Raw genomic sequence first — 20,603 nt, forward strand, 5'->3', positions numbered from 1 at the left:
CTTTGGCCAATTCCTTCCCTTTCTTCACTTTTTGCCAGATGGATTATTGGGGAAATTTACTGTATGATTAAAAATCGTTATTATCGGGATAGAAATCCCAAAACCATGAAAAAATACCTCATTCCTTTTGTCCTTTTATTTTCCTGTAACAGCACGGAAGTGCCACCGCCCGAACCCGTTTATCCTATTCCTTCAGAAAGCCAATTAGCCTGGCATGACCTGGAATATTATGCCTTTGTACATTTCAACATGAATACTTTCTCGGATATGGAATGGGGCATGGGGGACGAAAGTCCAGAGCAATTCAATCCTACCGAACTGGATACCCGACAATGGGCCAAGGTGGTCAAAGATGCCGGCATGAAAGGAATCATCATCACAGCCAAACACCATGACGGCTTCTGCCTATGGCCATCAGCCTATACAGAGCATTCGGTAAAAAATTCTCCTTGGAAGGAGGGTAAAGGTGACCTGATCCGAGAATTGAGGGAGGCTTGTGACGAATACGGTCTTGAAATGGGTATCTATTACTCCCCTTGGGACAGAAACCACGCAGCTTATGGTACCCCAGAGTATATCAGCTATATGAGAAACCAATTGAAAGAGTTGCTTACCAATTATGGGGACATCTTCGAAGTATGGTTTGATGGGGCAAATGGCGGCACAGGCTATTACGGTGGCGCCAATGAAAACCGTTTTGTGGATAAGTTGACTTATTATGATTGGCCAAAGACTTATGCTTTGGTCAGGGAGCTTCAGCCAAAAGCCGTAATGTTCAGCGATGGCGGACCAGACGTGAGATGGGTAGGCAATGAAGAGGGTTTTGCTTATGAAACTACCTGGTCGAATCTGATGCGGGATTCGGTTTATGCCGGTATGCCGGAATATCCTGAAAAATATGCCAGTGGGCAGGAAAACGGAACCCATTGGGTGCCTGCTGAAGCCGATGTATCGATCAGGCCAGGATGGTATTACCACGCCTATGAAGACCATAAGGTAAAAACCCTTCCCCAACTACTGGACATCTATTACAACAGCATTGGCAGGAATGCCTCGCTGCTGATCAACTTCCCTGTAGACCGAAGAGGACTTATCCATGAAAAAGATGTGGAACAGATCATGAAGTTATCCACAAAAATCAAGGAGGATTTTGCGGTGGATTTTGTACAAAAAGCCAAACTGAGTGCATCCAATGAAAGAGGAAGAGGTTTTGAAATAAGCCAAGTTTTGAAGGAAGATAAAAACAAGTATTGGGCAGCCGAAGACGGAGTTATCCACAATGAAATTCTGATTAAATTCCCACAAAAACAGGACATTAACCGATTTTTAGCACAAGAACATATTGCATTGGGACAAAGGATCAAGGAGTTTACATTAGAAGCCAAAACCCAAAATGGCTGGCAACTTATCCACAAAGGGAGTACAATTGGCACCAAGCGTATATTGAGGTTTGATGAGGTGGAAACAGACGAACTGAGATTTACCATTTTAGACGCCAAAGCAAGTCCGACTTTTTCCAGATTAGCGGCGTATCTTGCTCCTAAGCTCATCACAGAACCTTTCTTCAGAAGAGACCAATCTGGTACTGTCTCCTTATCAATTCCTGAAAAAAGTGTGGATATCTACTATACCCTTGATGGTAGCATACCGGATAGCCAAAGTAATCAATACGAAAACCCAATTAAGATCGACAAACCTGTTAGGTTAAATGCTATCAGCTACGATCCTTCTTCGGGCAAAAGCAGTGAGGTTTTTGTAAAAGACCTGGACATTGCCAAAGCCCAATGGAAAGTTATCCACACTGAGACGGACGCAGCCAAAGCCATAGATGAGGATCCTTCAACTTTTTGGTCATCCAATAATCAGGAGCTGACAGTCGATCTGGGTGAAGTTATCCACATCAAAGGCTTCACCTATCTGCCGCCCCAAAACCGTTTCATGCGGGGAGTCATTTCAAAATACTCCTTCCAAAGTAGCATGGATGGCAAAACCTGGACAGAAAGAGCAAAGGGAGAATTTCCCAATATCCACAATAACCCTATTGAACAGATGATACGCTTTGAAGATGCGCAGGCAAGATATGTCAAACTCAAATCACTGGGAACCACAGATAATCAAGCCGCATCATTCGCTGAAATTGGGGTCATCACCATAGATTAGAACCCTTATTCAAGATACTTCAAATAGCTCTTGGATTGGTGTTATCAAAAAAGCTCCTGATTTCTAAATATCAGGAGCTTTTCATTTTATTATTTGTTCTTATACTTTCCCCAAAAGTAACCGGGAAAAATCAGAGCCTTTAACTTCCAGTTATTCTTTTCCAACATACTCAAAGATTGATCTTCATGAACAGCTTTATACATCTTAGCAGCCAACAAGGTATGGCCTATCAGCAAGAGGAAGACAATCCCGTAAATAATTAATTCATTCATAGCTTTTTCAGGACCAAAGCAGCCCAGTTATCTTTCGTTTTTTGATTGATCAAGTCTAGGCCAAATTCATTGGCTTTCTTTACAATATCCGTAATGTCATGTTCATAAAATCCGCTAAGCAAGAGATTTCCTCCCTTCTTGACCAAAGAACTATAAACTTCCATTTCGTCTAACAACACATTTTTGTTGATATTGGCCAGGACAATATCAAATTCCCCCTGTGGACGAACATCTCTGACAGTGCCTTTACCCATTCTAACATCAGACATGCCATTGAGGTTAAAGTTCTCATCCCCATTTTCGACACACCACTCATCGATATCAAATGCCTCTATATGCGCTGCTCCAAGTTTATGGGCCATAATGGCCAGAATGCCTGTTCCTGCACCTATATCCAAAACTCTTTTTCCTTGGTGATCCAATTCCAGTTGGTGGGAAATCATTAGATAAGTGGTGGCATGATGTCCTGTCCCAAAGGACATTTTCGGATTGATCAGGATTTCATATTTGAAGTCCGGTTGTTCCGGATGAAAAGAAGCCCTGACATACACCTGGTCCCTCACGATAATGGGATCATAATGCTTTTCCCACTCCTCATTCCAGTTAACCTTGGCCATTTTCCCTTCTGAAACATTCAAAGAAGCCGCTTCTTGATATTGTTCAAGCACTTCCTGATAGGAAGCCCTTTCAAAAAGATCCTCTTGGATATAAGCATCAAAGCCCTCGTCCGTTTCCAGAAAAGAGTCAAAACCAACTTCTGCCAACTCTGCTATCAAAATCTCTCGGAAAGGTTCTGAGCAGGAAAATTTAAATTCCAGGTATTCCATTTATTGTAGGATAGTTAAAAGGAAAGAGAGGCAGTGCTATGACTGCCTCCCTTAGATATTTGTCAATTAAAATGATTTTACAATCTCCACAAAATCCCTGGATTTCAGGGAAGCGCCACCGATCAGACCTCCGTCAACATCCGGCTTGGAGAATATTTCTTGTGCATTAGATGGATTACAGCTACCCCCGTAAAGAATGGAGATATTATTGGCCAATTCTTGACCGAACTTACTGCCCAAGTGCTTTCTTATGGCAGCGTGCATTTCTTGTGCCTGCTCCGAGGAAGCTGTCTTCCCTGTTCCTATCGCCCAAATTGGCTCATACGCAATCACAATTTTGGACATTTCTTCAGGGCTGAATCCAAAAAGGCTTTCTGTCAACTGCTGTGTCACGTATGCTTCATGTGTTCCTGCTTCCCTGATCTCAAGTGGCTCTCCACAGCAGAAAATTGGCGTCAAGCCATTTTCTAGGGCCTGCTTGGTCTTAGCGGTCAATAATTCATTTGACTCCTTGAAATATTCTCTTCTTTCACTATGCCCCAAAATGACAAACTTTGCGCCGAAGGAAGCAAGCATTCCGGCAGAAGTCTCTCCAGTGTAAGCGCCTGAAGCCTTGTCGGAACAGTTTTGTGAACCCAAATACAAGTTAGGGGTGTCTCCAATCAGTTTTTTAACTGGATACAAATGTGGAAACGGAGGATTGAGCACAACACTCACATCCTTTACATTTTCATCTTTTAACATATTGACAATCTCAGAGGTAAGTTTTTGCCCCTCATCGAAATTCAAGTTCATTTTCCAGTTTCCTGCTACAATTTTTTTACGCATGGTGTTTAATGGTTTGATGATTAGATTTGAAAAAAATAACCGGTAAAGTTACTTTGGGCTAAAATTACATAAAATGTCCTACCCACGAAAAGAATATAACCCTGAACAGCCGAAAAAGTACTGGTCCTTACAAGAAGCTAAAATAAAAATAGCGGCTTATTGTGCTTATCAGGAAAGATGTCAGGAAGAGGTGAGGAATAAATTAACGGAAAAAGGAATATACGGTACGCAGGCAGAAGATCTGATTGCCTTGATGATAGAAGAAGGTTTTTTGAATGAAGAAAGGTTTGCGCAGGCTTTTGTAAGGGGAAAATACAGGCTGAAGAAATGGGGCAGAATAAAGATCCTGCAAGAGCTGAAATTGCGGAAAATTAGCCCTAACTGTATCAAATCCGGCATGAAAGAAATCGACCCTGAAGAATATTGGGAATTGCTGATCCATCAAGCCGAAAAAAAATGGCTATCGGTCAAGGATACTGATCTTTTCAAAAAGAAATATAAAACCCAGCAATACTTAATGAGCCGTGGCTTTGAAACTGACATGATACAAAATGCCCTCGAAGAGATGATTTCAAGGCAGAATATTTAATTTTTGAAAGGAATAGCGTAATTTGCGAAATATTTGTTCCCCATATGATTCAAAAGTTATTTCCTCTTGACAAAAATTATATTTTGAGACAGGCCCAGACTGTCATGGAAGATAACCTATTGGAAATGATGGTTTTTGAACTTAAAAGGTCCTATACACAGCTTTACAATCCCTTGATGTTGATGGATGAGACCTTTGGTAAGATTCTGGACACTTACGAATTCCCTAAAGACAGAATCCGATTGATCTACAGGCAGTTGTGCGGAATATACCGATATAAAAACGGAGACAACCAGTTGGAATTACTTTTTGATGGCAGAACCCATTTTGACAAATTCCAGGAAGATTGGTCAGAGCAGGTTTTAGCTTGGGTAAGAGAATTGGGCATGCACGAATCCTATGTGAAAAACATGTTGAGGATGACTTTGCTTTTCGATACAGAATCAAGAGCAGAATGGTCTGAGAATCATTGCAAAGCTTTTATCAATCAATACTTTGACCTAAAAATCGTCAAAAGAAAGGGAGAGCTGAAACTATTGAAAACTGCATAACCAGAGCAAATCTTTCTTAAAAACATAAAAGCTGGATGTGATAAAGACATCCAGCTTTCTTTTTTCTATTCCTTTAATCCTTTAACAAGCTTACGTTACCATTCAAAAAGTCCTTCATTCAGGCTTTTGAGGGCATTATTTTTAAACTGAGCGTCCAAGAGTAAAGACACATTATGACGGCTACCACCATAAGACACCATTCTGATCGGATAAGCATTCAAGCTATTCATAATTTTGGCCAAGGTACCTTCAGACTCTGCAATCATATTACCGACCACAGAAATGATAGTCTGATTTTTATCCACTTCTACCAAGCCATAAGCCTCTAATTCTTTTACGATTTCAGCCAAGTGACTAAGGTCATCAATAGTCACTGAAACTGCCACTTCAGAAGTGGTGATCATATCGATAGAGGTCTTGTATTTCTCAAAGACCTCAAATACCTTTCTTAGAAAACCATAAGCCAATAGCATCCTACTGGATTTGATTTTGATAGCTGTAATGCCATCCTTAGCAGCCAATGCCTTAACACCTGTTCCTTGTTCTTTCCCTGTAATAGTCGTACCTGCTGCATCAGGCTCCATAGTATTCAGAAGCTTAACCGGAATATTATATTGCTGTGCTGGCCAAATAGAGGCAGGGTGCAGGATTTTAGCGCCGAAATAAGCCAATTCAGCTGCCTCATCAAATGAAAGCTGGGCAATTGGCCTGGTCTTTTCCACCACCCTAGGGTCATTATTGTGCATCCCGTCAATATCTGTCCAAATCTCTACCACATCAGCGTTGATCGCTGCACCGATAAGTGAAGCCGAATAATCTGAACCTCCTCTTTTGAGGTTGTCTACCTCATTGCGGTGGTTTTTACAGATATAGCCTTGGGTGACAAAAATCCGCTCTCCAGGATAGTTGGCCAGAATTAACTTCAATTTTTCGGCTATTTTTTTCAGTTCGGGCTCTGAATTCTCATCAATACTCATGAAATCCAAAGCAGGAAGAAATACTGCTTCGATACCCAATTCCTGCAAAAGGGTGTAAAATAACTTCGTAGAAAGCAGCTCTCCCTGTGCCAGAATATCCCTGTTGATGGCCTCATTAAAGGATATTTTCAAAATGATATTCAGAAACTCAAAGTGTTCTTTGATGATGTTTTCTGCTTTTGACCTTGCAGCATCTGTTGTCAGCAACTCCTTATAAAAAGTAAGGTAATGCTGATGGAGACTGTCAATTCTTTCCTTAGCCAAATCCTTTTTGGCATCAGCCAGAGCTTCCCCAATGCTTACCAGGGCATTTGTAGTCCCGGAAAGGGCTGAAAGCACCACAATTTTCCTTTGATCATCTCTTGTAATCAGGTCTTTTACCTGATGCATTCTCTCAGGTTTACCTACTGAGGTACCCCCGAACTTCATTATTTTCATAATGGGTATGGTTTAATGGTTTGATTTCTTCCTTGCTTCTCTGATTTTTCATCAGATTAAATCGATGATCAGAAACCCAGCATTTTGATTGCAGTGATTGCCGCTTCATCTCCTTTATTGCCATGTTTGCCTCCTGCCCTGTCCAAAGCTTGCTGCATGGTATTTGGCGTTAAAACTCCAAAAATGACCGGTTTGTTGAATTTCAGCCCAACATTGGTAATCCCGTGAGCCACTGCATCGCAAATGAAATCAAAATGTCTGGTTTCACCTTGGATGACACAACCCAAGCAGATCACGGCATCGATTTCTTCCAATTCAGCCAGCCATTGTGCCCCCAAAGTCAGCTCAAACGAGCCGGGCACATTCTTTCTGTAAATGTTATCTTTCTTGGCACCATGTTTCAACAAAGTGTCCAAAGCTCCGGAAAATAAGGATTCCGTAACCTGATCGTTCCATTCAGATACGACTATCCCGAACTTTTTATTTGAGATGTCCAGTATGTTTTTATCAGTATACTGGCTCAAGCTTTTCAATGAAGTTGCCATAATTTGGATTTTTTATATAAAACAAAAAGAGTAAGACCGTAGGCCTTACTCTTCTTTAAATGCTTGGATACAACAAAGCATTACTTAGAGGCAAGGCCTTCCAAGCGCGCTTTATGCTTTCGTGCGTTTGTATATTCGAAAGACTCAAAATATTGGTCTTCGATAATGCTGTAGGTTTTGATGGCGTTGGGAATGTCACCAGCTTCTTCATAAGCTACCGCCAATTTGTTCAAATATCTTGGAGCAAAGAATTTATTCTCTTTGTGGTCAACAGCCTTCTTATAGGCAGCAATGGCCTCTTTGGTATTTCCCAATTCCAAATAAGCATCCCCCAACAAAGCAAATGCTCTTGCCTGAACAAAATAGTCATCAGCAGAAAATTTCTTCAAATGATCAACTGCTTCTTGGAATTTACCATCAGACAAATAAATGGATCCAATATAGAAATGTGCCAGGTTAGCAGCTTCTGTACCGCTGTATTGATCCACAATTTTCAAAAAGCCAACGTTGGAACCATCTCCGTTTAGGGCAAAATCGATACTATCCTGCTCAAAGTAATAAACAGCCTGGAACATTTCCCCTTGGGCTCTTTTATTTTTGTTCTGCTTATCAATCTGGAAATAAAGTACTGCAGCAATCACCAAAATACCGGCGATCAAGATGCCACCGAATACTTTAGAATTCTTTTTTACGAAAGCTTCACCTCTTTCAAGCCTGCTTGCAATTTCTTCCGGTTTTTCCAAAAGCTCGTATTCTACTTCAGGAGCTTTTTTGCTTTGTTTCTTAGCCATTCTATAAAATTTTTCGCCCGCAAATATAAGGCTTTTAATTAATTCACAAATATGAATAAAAAAACCAGCCATGAATATATCCATTTATATCCATGGCTGATTTTTAAATATTTATCCTTTTATTCCATTACAAATGGATAATCTTCCTGAACATAGACTTCTTTGAAAGCATCCATGCCATCAGGCCATGGAGACTCCTCTGCAAATTTTACAGAATCATCTACCTGCTTTTTAACTCTTGCATCAATTTCTGCAATTTCTTCCTCTGTCAGGATTTTATTGTCAAGAATCGTTGCCTTAACTTGTTCGATTGGGTCTTTCTGCTTGTATTCCTCCACCTCTTCACGGGTTCTATATTTTTGAGGATCAGACATGGAGTGGCCTTTGTACCTGTAAGTTCTGAATTCCAGTAAAGTCGGCCCATCTCCTTTTCTTGCTCTTTCTGCTGCTTCAGCAACGGCTTCATGTACCGCTTCAACATTCATCCCGTCCACAGGGAAAGAAGGCATGTCATAAGACTCACCAATAGTATAAAGCTCTGTTACATTAGAAGTTCTCGCTACAGAAGTACCCATGGCGTAACCGTTATTTTCAATCACAAAGATCACCGGAACTTTGTACAACATAGCCAAATTGAAAGCTTCGTGTACTGCTCCTTGTCTCACTGCACCATCACCCATGTAGCAAATGCAAAGGTTCTTAGTTCCTCTATATTTCTCTGCAAAGCCAATACCTAAGCCCATTGGAACCTGAGCGCCTACAATACCGTGGCCTCCCATGAAGTTCCTTTCCTTGTCAAAAATGTGCATCGAGCCGCCTTTACCTTTTGTCGTACCGGTAGCTTTCCCGTACAATTCCGCCATGATAGCTCCCGGATCTGTTCCCAATCCTAGTGGATGGGCATGGTCACGGTAAGCGGTAATCCACTTGTCGTCTTTTTCCAAAGCTGTAATGGCTCCGGAAGCACAGGCTTCCTGACCTATATACAAGTGACAAAATCCACGGATTTTTTGCTGTCCATACAGTTGACCTGCTTTTTCCTCAAATCTCCTCATTAACAGCATGCTCTCGTACCAATAAGCATAAGTTTCTTTTGAATATTTTGCTTTTGCTTTGGTCGCAGTACTTTTCTTTGCCATATCGTTTAATATAAAATATGCTAAATTTGGCCTCAAATATAATCAAATGGGCTGAATTATCAGGCCGAATGCGAAAATAGTCAAAAACCCCACAGTTTCTGCAAGATGCACCTCAAAAATATACGCCTGCAACAATTCAAAAATTATCCCAAGGCTGAGGTGCAGTTTTCTCCGGAAATCAATTGCTTCGTCGGCATCAATGGCAGCGGCAAAACCAATCTCCTGGATGCCATCCACTACCTCTGCCTGACCAAAAGTGCCATCAATGGCGTTGACAACCTGAATATCCTCCACGACAAAGATTTTTTTACCGTATTCGGAGATTTCAATCTGGAGGGCAAGGAAATAGAAATCAGGTGCATTTTTGAAAGCGGCAAAAAAAAGCAACTGCTCCAAAACGGTAAAGCAATCGACAAAATGAGTGACCATGTGGGCCTCTTGCCTGTGGTCATGATCGCCCCTGATGATACCGCTTTGATCAAAGATGGCAGCGAGGAGCGCAGAAGGTTTTTTGACAACATGCTCTGCCAAATGGATAAATCCTATCTGGACAACCTGGTAAGGTACCAGCACTTTCTCAAACAGAGAAATGCCCTCGTCAAACAATTTGCAGAAAAAGGACGCTGGGACAAAAACTTCATCGAACCCTATGACCGGGAAATCATTCAGCTTTCCAAATTGATCGCGGCGGCAAGACAGGCGTTTTTGGAGGAATATGAACCCCTACTCAAACAATATTATGCCATAATTTCCGGCAATCAGGAAGATATCAGCATTACCTATGAAACCCAATGCCTTTCTAAAAGCCTCGAAGAAGAATTCAAAGCCATGGCCCAAAAGGATTTTATCCTTAAACGCACCAATATGGGCATTCATAAGGATGACTTTGTCTTTGAAATCAGTGATTATCCCATTAGGAAATTTGGTTCACAGGGACAGCAAAAATCCTTTGTCATTGCCCTCAAGTTGGCTCAGTTCCAGATTTTCCAGACCCATAAGAAGACGAAACCCATTTTGCTCCTCGATGATATCTTTGACAAATTGGACGATAACCGAATGGAAAAGCTGATGAACCTAGTGGCCGACCATCAGTTTGGGCAACTGTTCATTACCGATGCGAGGCCGGAACGCTCGAAGGAAATATTATCTTCAATAGATGCAGAAAGTAGATTTTTTATGATAGAGAAAGGGGAGGTCTCTCTATGGAATCAATAATTTCTGTTTTTCTTGATCTGACCGTCAACTGAATATTTACCTGGCCCCAATAGGAACAAGGCTACATATATCAAAAGAAACAAGAGCGGCTTCTCCTGTGTAGAAAAAGGATCCTCCCCATGGACAATAAAGGTTACCACCGTCATGGTGAATATTAGAGGAATCAAGGCGAGTCTGCTCATAAAGCCAAGGGCCAAAAGTATAGAGCAGAAAAACTCTGCGAATATGGTAGCCTGTAGGGAAACAGCAGGTCCAAGTCCGATTGGATCTCTGAAAGTAGCTAACCTGGAGCTGAATTCAGCAATTTTTGGCCAGCCATGTGTCAACATCATCAAAGAGACGCCCACCCGCATAACCAAGAGCGCCAAATCAGAAAGGATGGGTGAAGTGGAGAAGAAAAGCTTTTTCATTTCTCAGATCAATTTAATTACTTGTGGTTTATCTGTTCAAATGTAAAAAGAAATCCAAACTGATTTCCAAAATAAACTGTTAATTGCAGAGATTATAGGAAAACTAACACCAAAATGACTCATTATTTTATGAAAAAACTGATGCTACCCTTCCTTATGTTAACCCTTGCCTTCAGTTCCTGGGCACAGGCCCCTTCATCGGGCTATATGGAATATATGGCAGGATTGCAAAACCTGATTCAAAACGACCTATATGGTAAAATTTCCGCTGTGCTCTATGATGTAGAAGAGGCGCCGGCACCTGATGCCTATATCACCTTCTGTAAAGAAATGGACCAGGAACTTAGAGGCTACTTTGAGCAGCATTCCAATAAGCTCAATGAAGAGGAAAAGAAAAACGCTTTCAGTGTAGGACAAAGTATGTTGCTTCAGCTAAGCGATCTGTATATGGATAGAAATCAGGATTTAAAGCAAAAAGATAAAGTAGCCTTTGTCAATACCTATTTCACTGAACTCGCACTGGAAAAAGATATTCAGTTTCTGAACGAGGACCTGTCAAGAGCCATTGTGATGACCTTACATGGCGCTTTGGGAATCCCCTTTGGCATGCCCAATAACGATGTGGAAAACCTGATCAATTCACAGGAAGAGCCCAGAAAAGAACTTTTCAGAGCTGCCTTTATCAACAACGAAATGGCCATGCTGAACAAAAGCATCAACGAGATTGAATTGATGACTGCTGAATATAAATCCGATTATCCTAACTCCACGCATATTCAGGATATGGAATCCAACCTGGTTTCACTGGAAAAACTGAGAGAAGGGGCCTTGGTACAGGATTTTTCTTTTGTAGACCTGGAAGGAAAACAGGTAAGCCTTGCGGATTTTAAGGATAAAATCATTTACCTGGACCTTTGGGCAAGTTGGTGCGGACCCTGTATCAACACCTTCAAAACCAAAACACCATTTTTTGAGAAAAAACTAAATGACAGGGAAGACATTGTGCTCATGTACATTTCCATCGATGACAAAGAGGAGTCATGGAAAAACTACCTGAGCAAAAACCCTATGAAGGGCGTTCACCTTTATGCAGGAAATGGTTTTGATGCTGAAATCATGAAATACTTCAAAGTATGGGGAATACCCAGATACCTCATCATCGGCAAAGACAATAAACTTGTCAGCCCAAATGCCCCTAGACCGGGTGATGAGGCTTATGAAGCCCTCTCAAGTTTAAAATAGTTATAAAAAATGAAAAATAGAGGTTGTCTTATGATTAGGGACAACCTCTTTATTTTATCAATGTAACTCACTGAATGAACTCTTCTATTAGCCAGTTTTCAAAGCTAAAATTTGTAACATTAAATAAATTTCATTGATCAAAACTTTTTACTATTGATTAGTTTATTCCAAAGCCTGAAGATTCCATAGGCAATTAGAATAAGTAAGATAAGATTGAGTACCTGGATGGATAAACCTATTATATCCCAAGAATTAGTAATTATGTTCAGTTTCATTTTTTGATAATTTAAAGGTTTTATTCTATTATTTGGATCCAATGAGTTGTGCCAGTGCAGCCATCAGTTCTAATTTGCCATTTTGTGATTTCTGTAACGTATACAGTTCCAATGTTTGGATAACTTATAGAATAAACGAGGGTGAAAGTGTAAATGCCTGAATAAATATAATTATTATTTGACCCTGCAGTTTGACTATTTTGAAAATTGTTTCTTCCTAAAGAAACACCTAAAGTTAATCCACCCAAAGTTGCTTGGAAACTTTCGATTAAGCCAGATCCTGAACCTATATTAAAAGTTACGTCAATATAAGTTAACGGATTTCCAGAATTAAGACGGCCATAAACTGTTTGAGCATTTTGAATACACTCAATCCTATCTAAGGATGATAAATTGATTTCACTAACTTGATCAATTGAATAGTCAGCAGCTAGGAATTTTTCCAAATCAATACCATTTTTGAAATAAAGGTTTTTCAGGTCCTCAAAATCATATAGGTGATTTGAAATACTCTTTAAATAATTTTCAAATTCATTTAAATCATTTACTTTAAAACCTTCTGAGACATTTTTTTTGATTCCTTCGAGATTGAAATTGTATTTTAAAACTAGATTTTTAATCAGTTGCTCTTCAAAATTAGAGTTTTCTTCATTTTGTAAACAAGAAGTTAGAAGCAGAAAAAACAATCCAAAAATGCAAAGGTATTTTGAATAATGTGTTTTGATGTGTTTTGATGTGTTTTGATGTGTTTTCATTTTTTAAAAGTTTAGTGTTTCTAAAAGTAAAAACTTTGCTTGAACTATAAAATACCCATTTTTAGGTATTTTGTAGTTCATCGACTTAAGGATTAAAACTTGGTTAATCAAAATTATTTTTAACTAAAAAGTACAACCATAAAAAAGAAGTAATATCTTCGCTTTAACTTTTACCTTGGTGTTTTTCTTTGGTCGAATTGTTCTATTCTAACGCATAAATGTTCCAGAAAAGTAATTATTGATGAAAAGTTTAATAAAATTGACTTTCCTAATAGCAATGATTTTTTCAATGAGTTCCTGTAAATTTTATTCCAAGGAAAATGAATTAAGTATTTTGAATACCACTCAAGTGGTCAAAAATGAGGATTTTGATCTCCCTATTAATCTTGAAAGTATTTTAATTTCAGAGGTCAGTGAGAATCTTTTTATACCAGGTAAAACCATTGCTATTGGAGACCTTTTGATTATTTCTGATCAAGCCTCTCAGGGTTTATTTCATCTCTACCACATTTCTGAAAATAACTATCTCGGGATATTTGGCTCTCGAGGTGCTGGTCCCTTGGAAATTTTCGATGTTTGGAGTTTTTTTCCTTATCATGAGAACCAATTTGGCGCATATGATCCGGAATTAGCCAAGGTGTTGATTTATGATATTGACACACTACTGCTTAAAAACTCCGCTTTGAAAGAAGTTATCCAAAAGGATATGCTCTACAATGGTTTTGTTCATATCTCTGGTCAAGAGTTAGTGATGACAGGAAGTTACCAACAAGAACAACAATTTCGAATGTTTAAGTATAATTTATCTGATTCAACTGTAGGGAGGCCAAGTGCCTTTGGTGAATTGCCCCAACTCAGTGAAGCGCTACCTGCAGGCCTCAAACATCCACAATTTCGGGCATTGGATGCAGACATACAGGCGACCACTTTTGTAAATGGGGCAAGTTTAGGAGATTTTGTTTTCCTATCATACCCTCATCTTCCGCTTATTGAGCTGTATAATGGTCAAACTGAATCCAAAATCTCTACAGTCGGTCCCCATCAAGTGCCGTCATTTGAGGAATTGACTAAGGAACCATTTTATACTTCTCCCGTTATTACCAAGGATTATTTGTATGTCTTGGACCGACAAATAAAGGATGGGAGTGAAATAAAAGTATTTGATTTGAGTGGAAAACCTGTGAAACGATATCGTTTGGATATTGAAATCTTCCGTTTTTCAATTTACCAAGACAACTTGATTTTTGCCCTTACTTCTAATTCGGATAATTCAGAATATCAATTGGTAAAGTTTCATATACATGAATAAATTGTTTTCTTGGTTTGAGGGGGTTTAAGAATAATCCACAGGACCTTCCCCCACTGGAATTGAAGCATGATAGCACCTTACACTTTTACGTCACAATGAGACCCTTTTCCTCTGAGTCTGTTTCGTAATTTGATTGCCCAAAAATTAGCCCTTTCTAAAATGCCTTAGAGCCTTTGTGGCATCATCCACCCAGGCTCTAAGGTTTTTTGTCATTATCCCCAAAGCTTTTCAGGATATTCTCCCGAAGCATGCATCTGCTTCAAAGCCTCGATGACTATTGGCTTATCTTCTGTATAGGTCACCCCAAACCAGGTTTTGCCACCCGGAAGGATTTCAAAAGCAGCTTTTCCTGCCTGAATCAGATTATTCGCTACTGTAGGAATGTAAAACTCTGACTTCAGGTTTTCCTTATTGGCAGGTAGAAACTCATGCCACATGCTTTGAATATCAGAGAATACTGCCTGATGAAAACCCCAGAAATTCATGGAAACAGGAGTGTTTTCTGCAATTTCAATTTCCTCACCTTCTCCTCTTGAAATAATCTTATCTCCTTCTCTGGCAATGGAGGTCCTTTCGACCATGCCTACCAATTGATTGGCACCATTCATGGTACATACGCCACGACTCACCGTACCATGCGCGGAAAGCACATTCTGAATGGCATAGCCCACCATGGCATGCAGATTAGGCTGTACTCCATTAGTTAGGAACTTACCCAAAACTTCAAAGGCTTCCTTTCCATAGAAATCATCCGCATTGATTACTGCAAATGGTTCTGCAATGGCATCTTTGGCGCAAAGAACGGCATGCGCTGTACCATAAGGCTTCACTCTTTCCGGATTTTGGAATTCTTGCGGCACGAAACTTTGCAGTGACTGCAGCACAAAATCCACCTCAATCTTTCCCTCTAATTTGGGCAATAGCAAATCCTTGGCGGTCTGAAGAATCTCTTCTCTAACAATCAGCACCACTTTCCCAAATCCTGCCCTGATGGCATCATAGATCGAATATTCCAGGATGGTTTCCCCATTTGGGCCGAATCCGTCAATTTGCTTGTTTCCTCCATATCGGCTGCCCATTCCTGCTGCCAGTACCAAAAGTGTTGGTTTCATTTCCATAAAATCTTAATTGGTTCAAATAGACCCCAAAATTAGATTTTAAATACTTTTTATAAAGAAATCCTGAGATTATTTAAAAAAGAAACCTAAAACTAGCAAAATATCGCTGTTAGGGTTTGATTTTAATCCTGAATTCTTATTTTAATCACAATATGTAAATTATTTGGTTTATATTTTTACCACATTATTCATTTTTTACATCTTTTTGTGCTCATTAGGTATTTTTTTTAACCAAATTTTATACTTTTGACAATATTTGATTTAGATTAGCATCAAATTCCTATTAAACCCGTTGAAAAATTATCCAAAATGAAAAAAATCGAAGCGATTATTAGAACATCCAAATTCGAGGAGATACATCAGTGTATTGCAAGTTTGGGTGTGAAATTCTTCACCTTTTACGAGGTGAAAGGAATGGGCATGGAACATGCCAAACCGCAAACCTATAGAGGTGTGGCTTATGAACCAGCCTATATCCCGAGGACAAAAATTGAAATCGTCACAGCAGACGAGCATATGGATGAGATCATCAATTGCATCCTGACCACCGGCCGAACTGGAGAAGTCGGTGATGGGAAGATATTCATCTATGAAGCTTTGGACGCGTATCGAATCAGGAACAACGATAAGGGAACAGAAGCCCTTTAATCCTCAAAACCCCTCCCTTTTGTCTCTCAAAAGGCATCTCAAAATCAAATCTAACAAACCTATGAATCAAGAATTATTTACCATCAACAACCTCTGGATGATGGTGGCCACGATCCTGGTCTTTATCATGCACCTGGGATTTGCATCATTGGAGGCTGGACTGACCCGGGCCAAAAACACGGTCAATATCCTCTTCAAAAACACCATCATACCGGCCATTGGCTTACTGACCTATGCTTTTATTGGCTTTAACCTCATGTATCCGGGGGAAAATTTTGCAGGAAGTTTTATCGGCTTGAGCGGTATCGGCATCTCTTTACCGGAAGGTTGGAATACTTTTGCTTACAACGAGGGATATACCTTCTTCACCGATTTCATCTTTCAGGCCATGTTTGCAGCTACTGCAGCCACCATTGTCTCCGGTGCGGTAGCCGAAAGGATCAAACTTGGGCCATTTATTTTCTTCTCCATCTTATATGTAGGCATTTGCTACCCCATAGTGGGCATGTGGAAATGGGGAGGCGGATTTCTGGACACCTTAGACACTCCTTTTTATGACTTTGCAGGGTCCACCATTGTACATTCAGTCGGAGGTTGGGGTGCATTGGTCGGCGCATTTCTTTTGGGTCCCAGAATTGGAAAATATACAGAATCAGGCATGAGGGCCATACCCGGACACAATATACCAATGGCCACTATTGGGGTGTTTTTACTTTGGTTTGGCTGGTTCGGCTTTAATGGGGGTTCGGTACTGAGCGCGGATCCTGGCACCGTATCCTTGGTCTTTGTGACCACAGCCATAGCTGGTGCCTCAGGAGCTTTTGGGGCATTATTGACTTCCTACCTAAAATTCAAAACCTATGACATCACCATGGTACTCAACGGAATCCTGGCCGGACTTGTAGGGATAACTGCAGGTGCTGACCTCATGAGTATAGCCGAAGCTGCCATCATTGGGTTTATTGGTGGCGGATTAGTGGTGATGGGAGTTGTTTTCTTTGATAAAATAAAAATTGATGATCCGGTGGGTGCCATTTCCGTCCATTTGATCGGTGGCATTTGGGGCACCTTGGCGGTAGGACTTTTTGGAAGTTTGGCAGGAATACAACAAGTACTCTCCCAATTGATCGGTATTGGGATCGTCGGCGCATTCTGCTTCTTGGCAAGCTGGCTGATCTTCTTCAGTATGAAAAGAAGTATCGGCATACGTGTTCATGAAAAAGAAGAAACCGAAGGTTTGGACATCCACGAACACAGCATGCAGGCTTATCCTGACTTCGCTCCTAAAGATTGATTGCTTTCCAGTCTACTCACAAAAAAAGCTGTCCTGGATCACCAGAACAGCTTTTTTTAATACCTTCTCATTATTTCAGTTTACATCGCGCTATTTTCCCACTTGAACATTGGAAATTAGTAATTGATCACTGGTAATTTCAGAACGCTTTCAAACTGATATCCATACTCTTCACCTGATGTGTCAATGCACCCACCGAGATGAAATCGACTCCGCATTCTGCCACATCTTTCAGCGTTTCTTCTGTAATGCCTCCCGAAGCCTCCAAAGGATATCTGCCATTGACCATTTGCACTGCTTTCCTCATGGTGGCATAATCCATGTTGTCCAACATGATAAAATCAATTCCTCCTACCTGAAGCACTTCCTCCACTTCTTCCAAAGTTCTCGTCTCTACTTCAATTTTCAACGCCAAACCTTTAGAGGCCAGATAACTTCTGGTATTGTGGATGGCGTTTTTGATTCCCCCAGCAAAATCGATATGGTTGTCTTTCAGCATCACCATGTCATAAAGGGCAAATCTATGATTGAGACCTCCCCCCAGCAAGACAGCCCATTTTTCCATCATTCGGAAATTGGGGGTGGTTTTTCGGGTATCCATCAACCTGGCTTTGGTATGGGAGATAAGTTGATTCAATTGATGTGTTTTGGTAGCGATGCCACTCATGCGCTGCATACAGTTCAGAACGAGTCGTTCTGTAGTCAAAATAGAGGCAGCTGACCCTGAAACCTTAAGTCCGATGTCTCCTTTTTTGACTTGGTCCCCATCTTTTAACAGCAAGTCTACCTCAAGTTTAGGGTCAAATTGATGAAAAATAAGTTTTGCCAGCTCCAAGCCCGCAATGATGCCGTCTTCTTTGATGAGCAATTGCGCCTGATCCTGCTGACCTTTTGGGATAGATCCTAATGTAGAATGATCGCCGTCACCGACATCTTCCGCCAACGCTCTTTGAATAAAAACACTAAGGCTCTCCGGGTTGATATACTTGGGTTTTTTCATCCCACAAAATTAAAAAAATAAATAGGACTAATTCTTATTTGCTCCTTTAACTATGTCCAAACTGTAAACTTTTATCTCACCTTCTTCTCTTTTGCCCCTGATAAAAACCCTAAAAACGCCATCTTCTGATTCATAATTGCCTATATAATTGATGACTTGGTCAGAATTACTGCCTTTATGGACCAATTGAAAGCCCATTGGCGGAAACTTCCTGAAAAAATCCCGCATGACCAATTCTGCCTGGCTTCTAGAATAATCTCCTTGATTACCATTTATATTGATATCAATTCCCTGGTCAAAAAACTTGGCCAACTCCTTACTGGAACCTGACTGAAATACCGAAACGATCTCTTCTATTGAATCAAGAGGTTCAGTACTCGTCTTTGCAAAGGCATATGAATATATCAGTAACAGCAGCGCTGCTATTTGAAGCAATTTTTTCATGAAAAACTAAGTAAACAAATATTAAGCCAAATTTTCTATTCTTTTGCTTTACAACAGAATTGTTTACTTTCTCTTTCAAAAAATAAATTTAAATCCCCCTATTATTGCCGACTTCATAAAGAATGAGCATTTTTACGGTTTATTTGAGTTCAAATGAACTTGTTTTTTTACATGAATGTAAATGAATACGATGGAAAAGAAAGTATTATTGATGATTTTGGATGGATGGGGTATTGCCACAAATCCGGCAGTTTCTGCAATTGACAAAGCCCAAACGCCATTCATCGACAGCTTATATAACAAATATCCCCATGCCAAATTGGATGCTTCCGGTCTGGCAGTAGGCCTGCCCGAAGGTCAAATGGGAAATTCCGAGGTGGGTCACATGAACATTGGCGCTGGCCGGGTAGTCTATCAGGACCTGGTCAAAATCAATAAAGCAGTAACAGAAGGTGATCTTAACACGCATCCTGTTTTGGTTGAAGCCTTTCAATATGCCAAATCATCTCGAAAAAAAGTGCATTTTATAGGATTGGTTTCCGATGGCGGAGTACATGCCCACATCAACCACCTGAAAGGCCTCTGTGATGCTGCTAAAGCCAATGATGTACATGAAGCTTATATCCATGCATTCACTGATGGCAGGGATACCGATCCCAAGAGCGGCGTGCATTTTCTAAATGAGCTCAAAGAACATCTTCAACACTCCACAGGTACTCTTGCTTCTGTAGTTGGCCGATACTATGCTATGGACAGGGACAAAAGATGGGAACGTGTCAAACTGGCCTATGATGCACTCGTGCATGGAGAAGGAGAAAAATCTAAGGATATCATTGCCTCAGTAGTAAAATCCTATAGCAATGGGGTTACAGACGAATTTATCCGACCAATAATTCAGGCCAATGGCGACAACAAACCAATGGCAACCATCGAAGAAGGGGATGTCGTTATCAATTTCAACTTCAGAACCGATAGGGGCAGGGAAATCACCCAAGTACTTACCCAAACGGATTTTGAAGATTTTAGCATGAAAAAACTCAAACTTCACTACATCACTTTCACCAATTACGACGATACTTTCAAAGATGTTAAAGTGCTGTTTGAGAAAGACAATCTGAACAACACCCTAGGGCAGGTATTGGAAGCCAATGGGAAAAAGCAGATCAGAATTGCCGAAACTGAAAAATATCCTCATGTGACCTTCTTCTTTTCAGGCGGTAGGGAAAGGGAATTTGAAGGTGAAAGCAGAATCCTGTGCCCATCTCCTAAAGTGGCCACATATGATCTGAAGCCAGAAATGAGTGCTTTTGAAATTGCCAGCAAAATCAAACCTGAGCTTAAGAAAAAAGAAGTTGATTTTATCTGTCTCAATTTTGCCAATGCTGATATGGTCGGCCATACAGGTGTATTTGATGCCGCGGTAAAAGCTTGTGAAGCTGTGGATAAATGTGCCGAACAGGTCATTGAGCAAGCTTTAGAAAGTGGTTATACCACTATTGTAATTGCTGACCATGGCAACAGTGACGTCATGATCAATGAAGATGGCACCCCGAATACCGCCCACACTACTAATTTGGTTCCATTCATCATGGTGGATGACCAAGATCGATTAGAAGTTAATAACGGCAAACTGGGTGACCTGGCACCAACCATCCTCAGTCTTATGGATATTGAAATACCAAAAGAAATGACCGGAGAAATCCTCTTGAAATAAATACAGCTCTTCTCCATCTTAGGGAAGAGCTGATATCTTTGATCATCCATTATCAAGTAGTT

The 20,603-nt window shown here is 40.4% G+C and carries 21 protein-coding genes; 9 read left to right on the forward strand and 12 right to left on the reverse strand.

Features of this window, described 5'->3' with window-relative positions:
- The first annotated feature begins 105 nt into the window (after positions 1 to 105).
- Entirely contained in the window at positions 106 to 2,160 is a 2,055-nt protein-coding gene (locus ACFFIP_RS07170; protein ID WP_382386908.1) for an alpha-L-fucosidase, read from the forward strand.
- 89 nt (positions 2,161 to 2,249) lie between these two features.
- On the opposite strand, the gene ACFFIP_RS07175 is transcribed toward ACFFIP_RS07170, so the two are convergent.
- From ACFFIP_RS07175 to tpiA, 3 genes are all read right to left on the reverse strand, one after another.
- On the reverse strand, positions 2,250 to 2,432 hold the full coding sequence (locus tag ACFFIP_RS07175) for a hypothetical protein (protein ID WP_382386909.1): 183 nt from the start codon (positions 2,430 to 2,432) through the stop codon (positions 2,250 to 2,252).
- The gene (prmA, locus tag ACFFIP_RS07180; protein WP_382386910.1) at positions 2,429 to 3,259 is read right to left on the reverse strand and encodes a 50S ribosomal protein L11 methyltransferase; all 831 of its coding nucleotides are present in this window, start codon (positions 3,257 to 3,259) and stop codon (positions 2,429 to 2,431) included. The genes ACFFIP_RS07175 and prmA overlap by 4 nt, the downstream gene beginning before the upstream one ends.
- Positions 3,260 to 3,325: 66 nt before the next feature.
- Positions 3,326 to 4,087, reverse strand: a complete 762-nt coding sequence (gene tpiA / locus ACFFIP_RS07185) for a triose-phosphate isomerase (RefSeq protein ID WP_382386911.1) — start codon at positions 4,085 to 4,087, stop codon at positions 3,326 to 3,328.
- A 73-nt stretch (positions 4,088 to 4,160) separates the two neighbouring features.
- Here tpiA and ACFFIP_RS07190 point away from each other — a divergent pair, with 73 nt between their 5' ends.
- Positions 4,161 to 4,676: a regulatory protein RecX gene (locus tag ACFFIP_RS07190; protein WP_382386912.1), complete on the forward strand. Its 516-nt coding sequence runs from the start codon at positions 4,161 to 4,163 to the stop codon at positions 4,674 to 4,676.
- A 44-nt stretch (positions 4,677 to 4,720) separates the two neighbouring features.
- The gene (locus tag ACFFIP_RS07195; RefSeq protein WP_382386913.1) at positions 4,721 to 5,227 is read left to right on the forward strand and encodes a hypothetical protein; all 507 of its coding nucleotides are present in this window, start codon (positions 4,721 to 4,723) and stop codon (positions 5,225 to 5,227) included.
- 95 nt (positions 5,228 to 5,322) lie between these two features.
- On the opposite strand, the gene ACFFIP_RS07200 is transcribed toward ACFFIP_RS07195, so the two are convergent.
- From ACFFIP_RS07200 to pdhA, 4 genes are all read right to left on the reverse strand, one after another.
- Entirely contained in the window at positions 5,323 to 6,642 is a 1,320-nt protein-coding gene (locus tag ACFFIP_RS07200) for an aspartate kinase (protein ID WP_382386914.1), read from the reverse strand.
- Between the two features lie 68 nt (positions 6,643 to 6,710).
- Positions 6,711 to 7,187, reverse strand: coding sequence for a 6,7-dimethyl-8-ribityllumazine synthase (gene ribH, locus ACFFIP_RS07205; protein WP_382386915.1), 477 nt, complete (start codon positions 7,185 to 7,187; stop codon positions 6,711 to 6,713).
- Between the two features lie 80 nt (positions 7,188 to 7,267).
- On the reverse strand, positions 7,268 to 7,978 hold the full coding sequence (locus tag ACFFIP_RS07210; RefSeq protein WP_382386916.1) for a tetratricopeptide repeat protein: 711 nt from the start codon (positions 7,976 to 7,978) through the stop codon (positions 7,268 to 7,270).
- Positions 7,979 to 8,097: 119 nt separating this feature from the next.
- The gene (gene pdhA / locus ACFFIP_RS07215; protein ID WP_382386917.1) at positions 8,098 to 9,117 is read right to left on the reverse strand and encodes a pyruvate dehydrogenase (acetyl-transferring) E1 component subunit alpha; all 1,020 of its coding nucleotides are present in this window, start codon (positions 9,115 to 9,117) and stop codon (positions 8,098 to 8,100) included.
- Positions 9,118 to 9,222: 105 nt separating this feature from the next.
- Between pdhA and recF the strand changes: the two genes are divergently transcribed.
- The gene (gene recF, locus ACFFIP_RS07220; protein WP_382386918.1) at positions 9,223 to 10,332 is read left to right on the forward strand and encodes a DNA replication/repair protein RecF; all 1,110 of its coding nucleotides are present in this window, start codon (positions 9,223 to 9,225) and stop codon (positions 10,330 to 10,332) included.
- Here the strand turns inward: recF and ACFFIP_RS07225 are convergent.
- On the reverse strand, positions 10,326 to 10,742 hold the full coding sequence (locus ACFFIP_RS07225) for a DoxX family protein (RefSeq protein WP_382386919.1): 417 nt from the start codon (positions 10,740 to 10,742) through the stop codon (positions 10,326 to 10,328). The genes recF and ACFFIP_RS07225 overlap by 7 nt on opposite strands.
- 114 nt (positions 10,743 to 10,856) lie before the next feature.
- On the opposite strand from ACFFIP_RS07225, the gene ACFFIP_RS07230 reads away from it, so the two are divergent.
- Positions 10,857 to 11,984 carry a TlpA family protein disulfide reductase gene (locus ACFFIP_RS07230; RefSeq protein ID WP_382386920.1) on the forward strand — a complete coding sequence of 376 codons (1,128 nt, stop codon included), beginning with the start codon at positions 10,857 to 10,859 and terminating at the stop codon, positions 11,982 to 11,984.
- A gap of 295 nt (positions 11,985 to 12,279) precedes the next feature.
- Here the strand turns inward: ACFFIP_RS07230 and ACFFIP_RS07235 are convergent, their stop codons facing one another.
- The gene (locus ACFFIP_RS07235) at positions 12,280 to 13,014 is read right to left on the reverse strand and encodes a hypothetical protein (RefSeq protein WP_382386921.1); all 735 of its coding nucleotides are present in this window, start codon (positions 13,012 to 13,014) and stop codon (positions 12,280 to 12,282) included.
- A 289-nt stretch (positions 13,015 to 13,303) separates the two neighbouring features.
- Between ACFFIP_RS07235 and ACFFIP_RS07240 the strand changes: the two genes are divergently transcribed.
- Complete coding sequence (locus tag ACFFIP_RS07240; RefSeq protein WP_382386922.1) at positions 13,304 to 14,323, forward strand: TolB-like 6-bladed beta-propeller domain-containing protein; 1,020 nt, start codon at positions 13,304 to 13,306, stop codon at positions 14,321 to 14,323.
- Between the two features lie 212 nt (positions 14,324 to 14,535).
- On the opposite strand, the gene ACFFIP_RS07245 is transcribed toward ACFFIP_RS07240, so the two are convergent.
- Positions 14,536 to 15,441 carry a nucleotidyltransferase family protein gene (locus tag ACFFIP_RS07245; protein ID WP_382386923.1) on the reverse strand — a complete coding sequence of 302 codons (906 nt, stop codon included), beginning with the start codon at positions 15,439 to 15,441 and terminating at the stop codon, positions 14,536 to 14,538.
- 309 nt (positions 15,442 to 15,750) lie between these two features.
- On the opposite strand from ACFFIP_RS07245, the gene ACFFIP_RS07250 reads away from it, so the two are divergent.
- Together ACFFIP_RS07250 and ACFFIP_RS07255 are read left to right on the forward strand one after the other, a co-directional pair.
- Positions 15,751 to 16,089 (forward strand): P-II family nitrogen regulator, encoded by a 339-nt coding sequence (locus ACFFIP_RS07250; RefSeq protein ID WP_382386924.1) that lies wholly within the window; start codon positions 15,751 to 15,753, stop codon positions 16,087 to 16,089.
- Between the two features lie 61 nt (positions 16,090 to 16,150).
- Positions 16,151 to 17,383 carry an ammonium transporter gene (locus ACFFIP_RS07255; protein ID WP_382386925.1) on the forward strand — a complete coding sequence of 411 codons (1,233 nt, stop codon included), beginning with the start codon at positions 16,151 to 16,153 and terminating at the stop codon, positions 17,381 to 17,383.
- Positions 17,384 to 17,522: 139 nt separating this feature from the next.
- On the opposite strand, the gene nadC is transcribed toward ACFFIP_RS07255, so the two are convergent.
- Both nadC and ACFFIP_RS07265 read right to left on the reverse strand, forming a co-directional pair.
- On the reverse strand, positions 17,523 to 18,383 hold the full coding sequence (nadC, locus tag ACFFIP_RS07260; RefSeq protein WP_382386926.1) for a carboxylating nicotinate-nucleotide diphosphorylase: 861 nt from the start codon (positions 18,381 to 18,383) through the stop codon (positions 17,523 to 17,525).
- 27 nt (positions 18,384 to 18,410) lie between these two features.
- Complete coding sequence (locus ACFFIP_RS07265; RefSeq protein WP_382386927.1) at positions 18,411 to 18,827, reverse strand: DUF4783 domain-containing protein; 417 nt, start codon at positions 18,825 to 18,827, stop codon at positions 18,411 to 18,413.
- A gap of 190 nt (positions 18,828 to 19,017) precedes the next feature.
- On the opposite strand from ACFFIP_RS07265, the gene gpmI reads away from it, so the two are divergent.
- A complete protein-coding gene (gene gpmI, locus ACFFIP_RS07270; RefSeq protein ID WP_382386928.1) occupies positions 19,018 to 20,541 on the forward strand; it encodes a 2,3-bisphosphoglycerate-independent phosphoglycerate mutase in 1,524 nt (507 codons plus the stop codon).
- The last annotated feature ends 62 nt before the right edge of the window (positions 20,542 to 20,603 follow it).

The sequence above is a fragment of the Fontibacter flavus genome, assembly GCF_042432905.1.
Classification (GTDB): Bacteria; Bacteroidota; Bacteroidia; order Cytophagales; family Cyclobacteriaceae; genus Fontibacter; species Fontibacter flavus.

Bases quoted from the DNA above. Each gene is read 5' to 3' on its own strand.
- ACFFIP_RS07240 (WP_382386922.1), top strand. From the start codon at position 13,304: ATGAGTTCCTGTAAATTTTATTCCAAGGAAAATGAATTAAGTATTTTG.
- ACFFIP_RS07195 (WP_382386913.1), top strand. From the start codon at position 4,721: ATGATTCAAAAGTTATTTCCTCTTGACAAAAATTATATTTTGAGACAG.
- ACFFIP_RS07175 (WP_382386909.1), bottom strand. From the start codon at position 2,432: ATGAATGAATTAATTATTTACGGGATTGTCTTCCTCTTGCTGATAGGC.
- ACFFIP_RS07245 (WP_382386923.1), bottom strand. From the start codon at position 15,441: ATGGAAATGAAACCAACACTTTTGGTACTGGCAGCAGGAATGGGCAGC.
- ribH (WP_382386915.1), bottom strand. From the start codon at position 7,187: ATGGCAACTTCATTGAAAAGCTTGAGCCAGTATACTGATAAAAACATA.
- ACFFIP_RS07170 (WP_382386908.1), top strand. From the start codon at position 106: ATGAAAAAATACCTCATTCCTTTTGTCCTTTTATTTTCCTGTAACAGC.
- ACFFIP_RS07210 (WP_382386916.1), bottom strand. From the start codon at position 7,978: ATGGCTAAGAAACAAAGCAAAAAAGCTCCTGAAGTAGAATACGAGCTT.
- ACFFIP_RS07255 (WP_382386925.1), top strand. From the start codon at position 16,151: ATGAATCAAGAATTATTTACCATCAACAACCTCTGGATGATGGTGGCC.
- prmA (WP_382386910.1), bottom strand. From the start codon at position 3,259: ATGGAATACCTGGAATTTAAATTTTCCTGCTCAGAACCTTTCCGAGAG.
- nadC (WP_382386926.1), bottom strand. From the start codon at position 18,383: ATGAAAAAACCCAAGTATATCAACCCGGAGAGCCTTAGTGTTTTTATT.
- ACFFIP_RS07265 (WP_382386927.1), bottom strand. From the start codon at position 18,827: ATGAAAAAATTGCTTCAAATAGCAGCGCTGCTGTTACTGATATATTCA.
- pdhA (WP_382386917.1), bottom strand. From the start codon at position 9,117: ATGGCAAAGAAAAGTACTGCGACCAAAGCAAAAGCAAAATATTCAAAA.
- ACFFIP_RS07190 (WP_382386912.1), top strand. From the start codon at position 4,161: ATGTCCTACCCACGAAAAGAATATAACCCTGAACAGCCGAAAAAGTAC.
- ACFFIP_RS07230 (WP_382386920.1), top strand. From the start codon at position 10,857: ATGACTCATTATTTTATGAAAAAACTGATGCTACCCTTCCTTATGTTA.
- recF (WP_382386918.1), top strand. From the start codon at position 9,223: ATGCACCTCAAAAATATACGCCTGCAACAATTCAAAAATTATCCCAAG.
- tpiA (WP_382386911.1), bottom strand. From the start codon at position 4,087: ATGCGTAAAAAAATTGTAGCAGGAAACTGGAAAATGAACTTGAATTTC.
- gpmI (WP_382386928.1), top strand. From the start codon at position 19,018: ATGGAAAAGAAAGTATTATTGATGATTTTGGATGGATGGGGTATTGCC.
- ACFFIP_RS07235 (WP_382386921.1), bottom strand. From the start codon at position 13,014: ATGAAAACACATCAAAACACATCAAAACACATCAAAACACATTATTCA.
- ACFFIP_RS07250 (WP_382386924.1), top strand. From the start codon at position 15,751: ATGAAAAAAATCGAAGCGATTATTAGAACATCCAAATTCGAGGAGATA.
- ACFFIP_RS07200 (WP_382386914.1), bottom strand. From the start codon at position 6,642: ATGAAAATAATGAAGTTCGGGGGTACCTCAGTAGGTAAACCTGAGAGA.
- ACFFIP_RS07225 (WP_382386919.1), bottom strand. From the start codon at position 10,742: ATGAAAAAGCTTTTCTTCTCCACTTCACCCATCCTTTCTGATTTGGCG.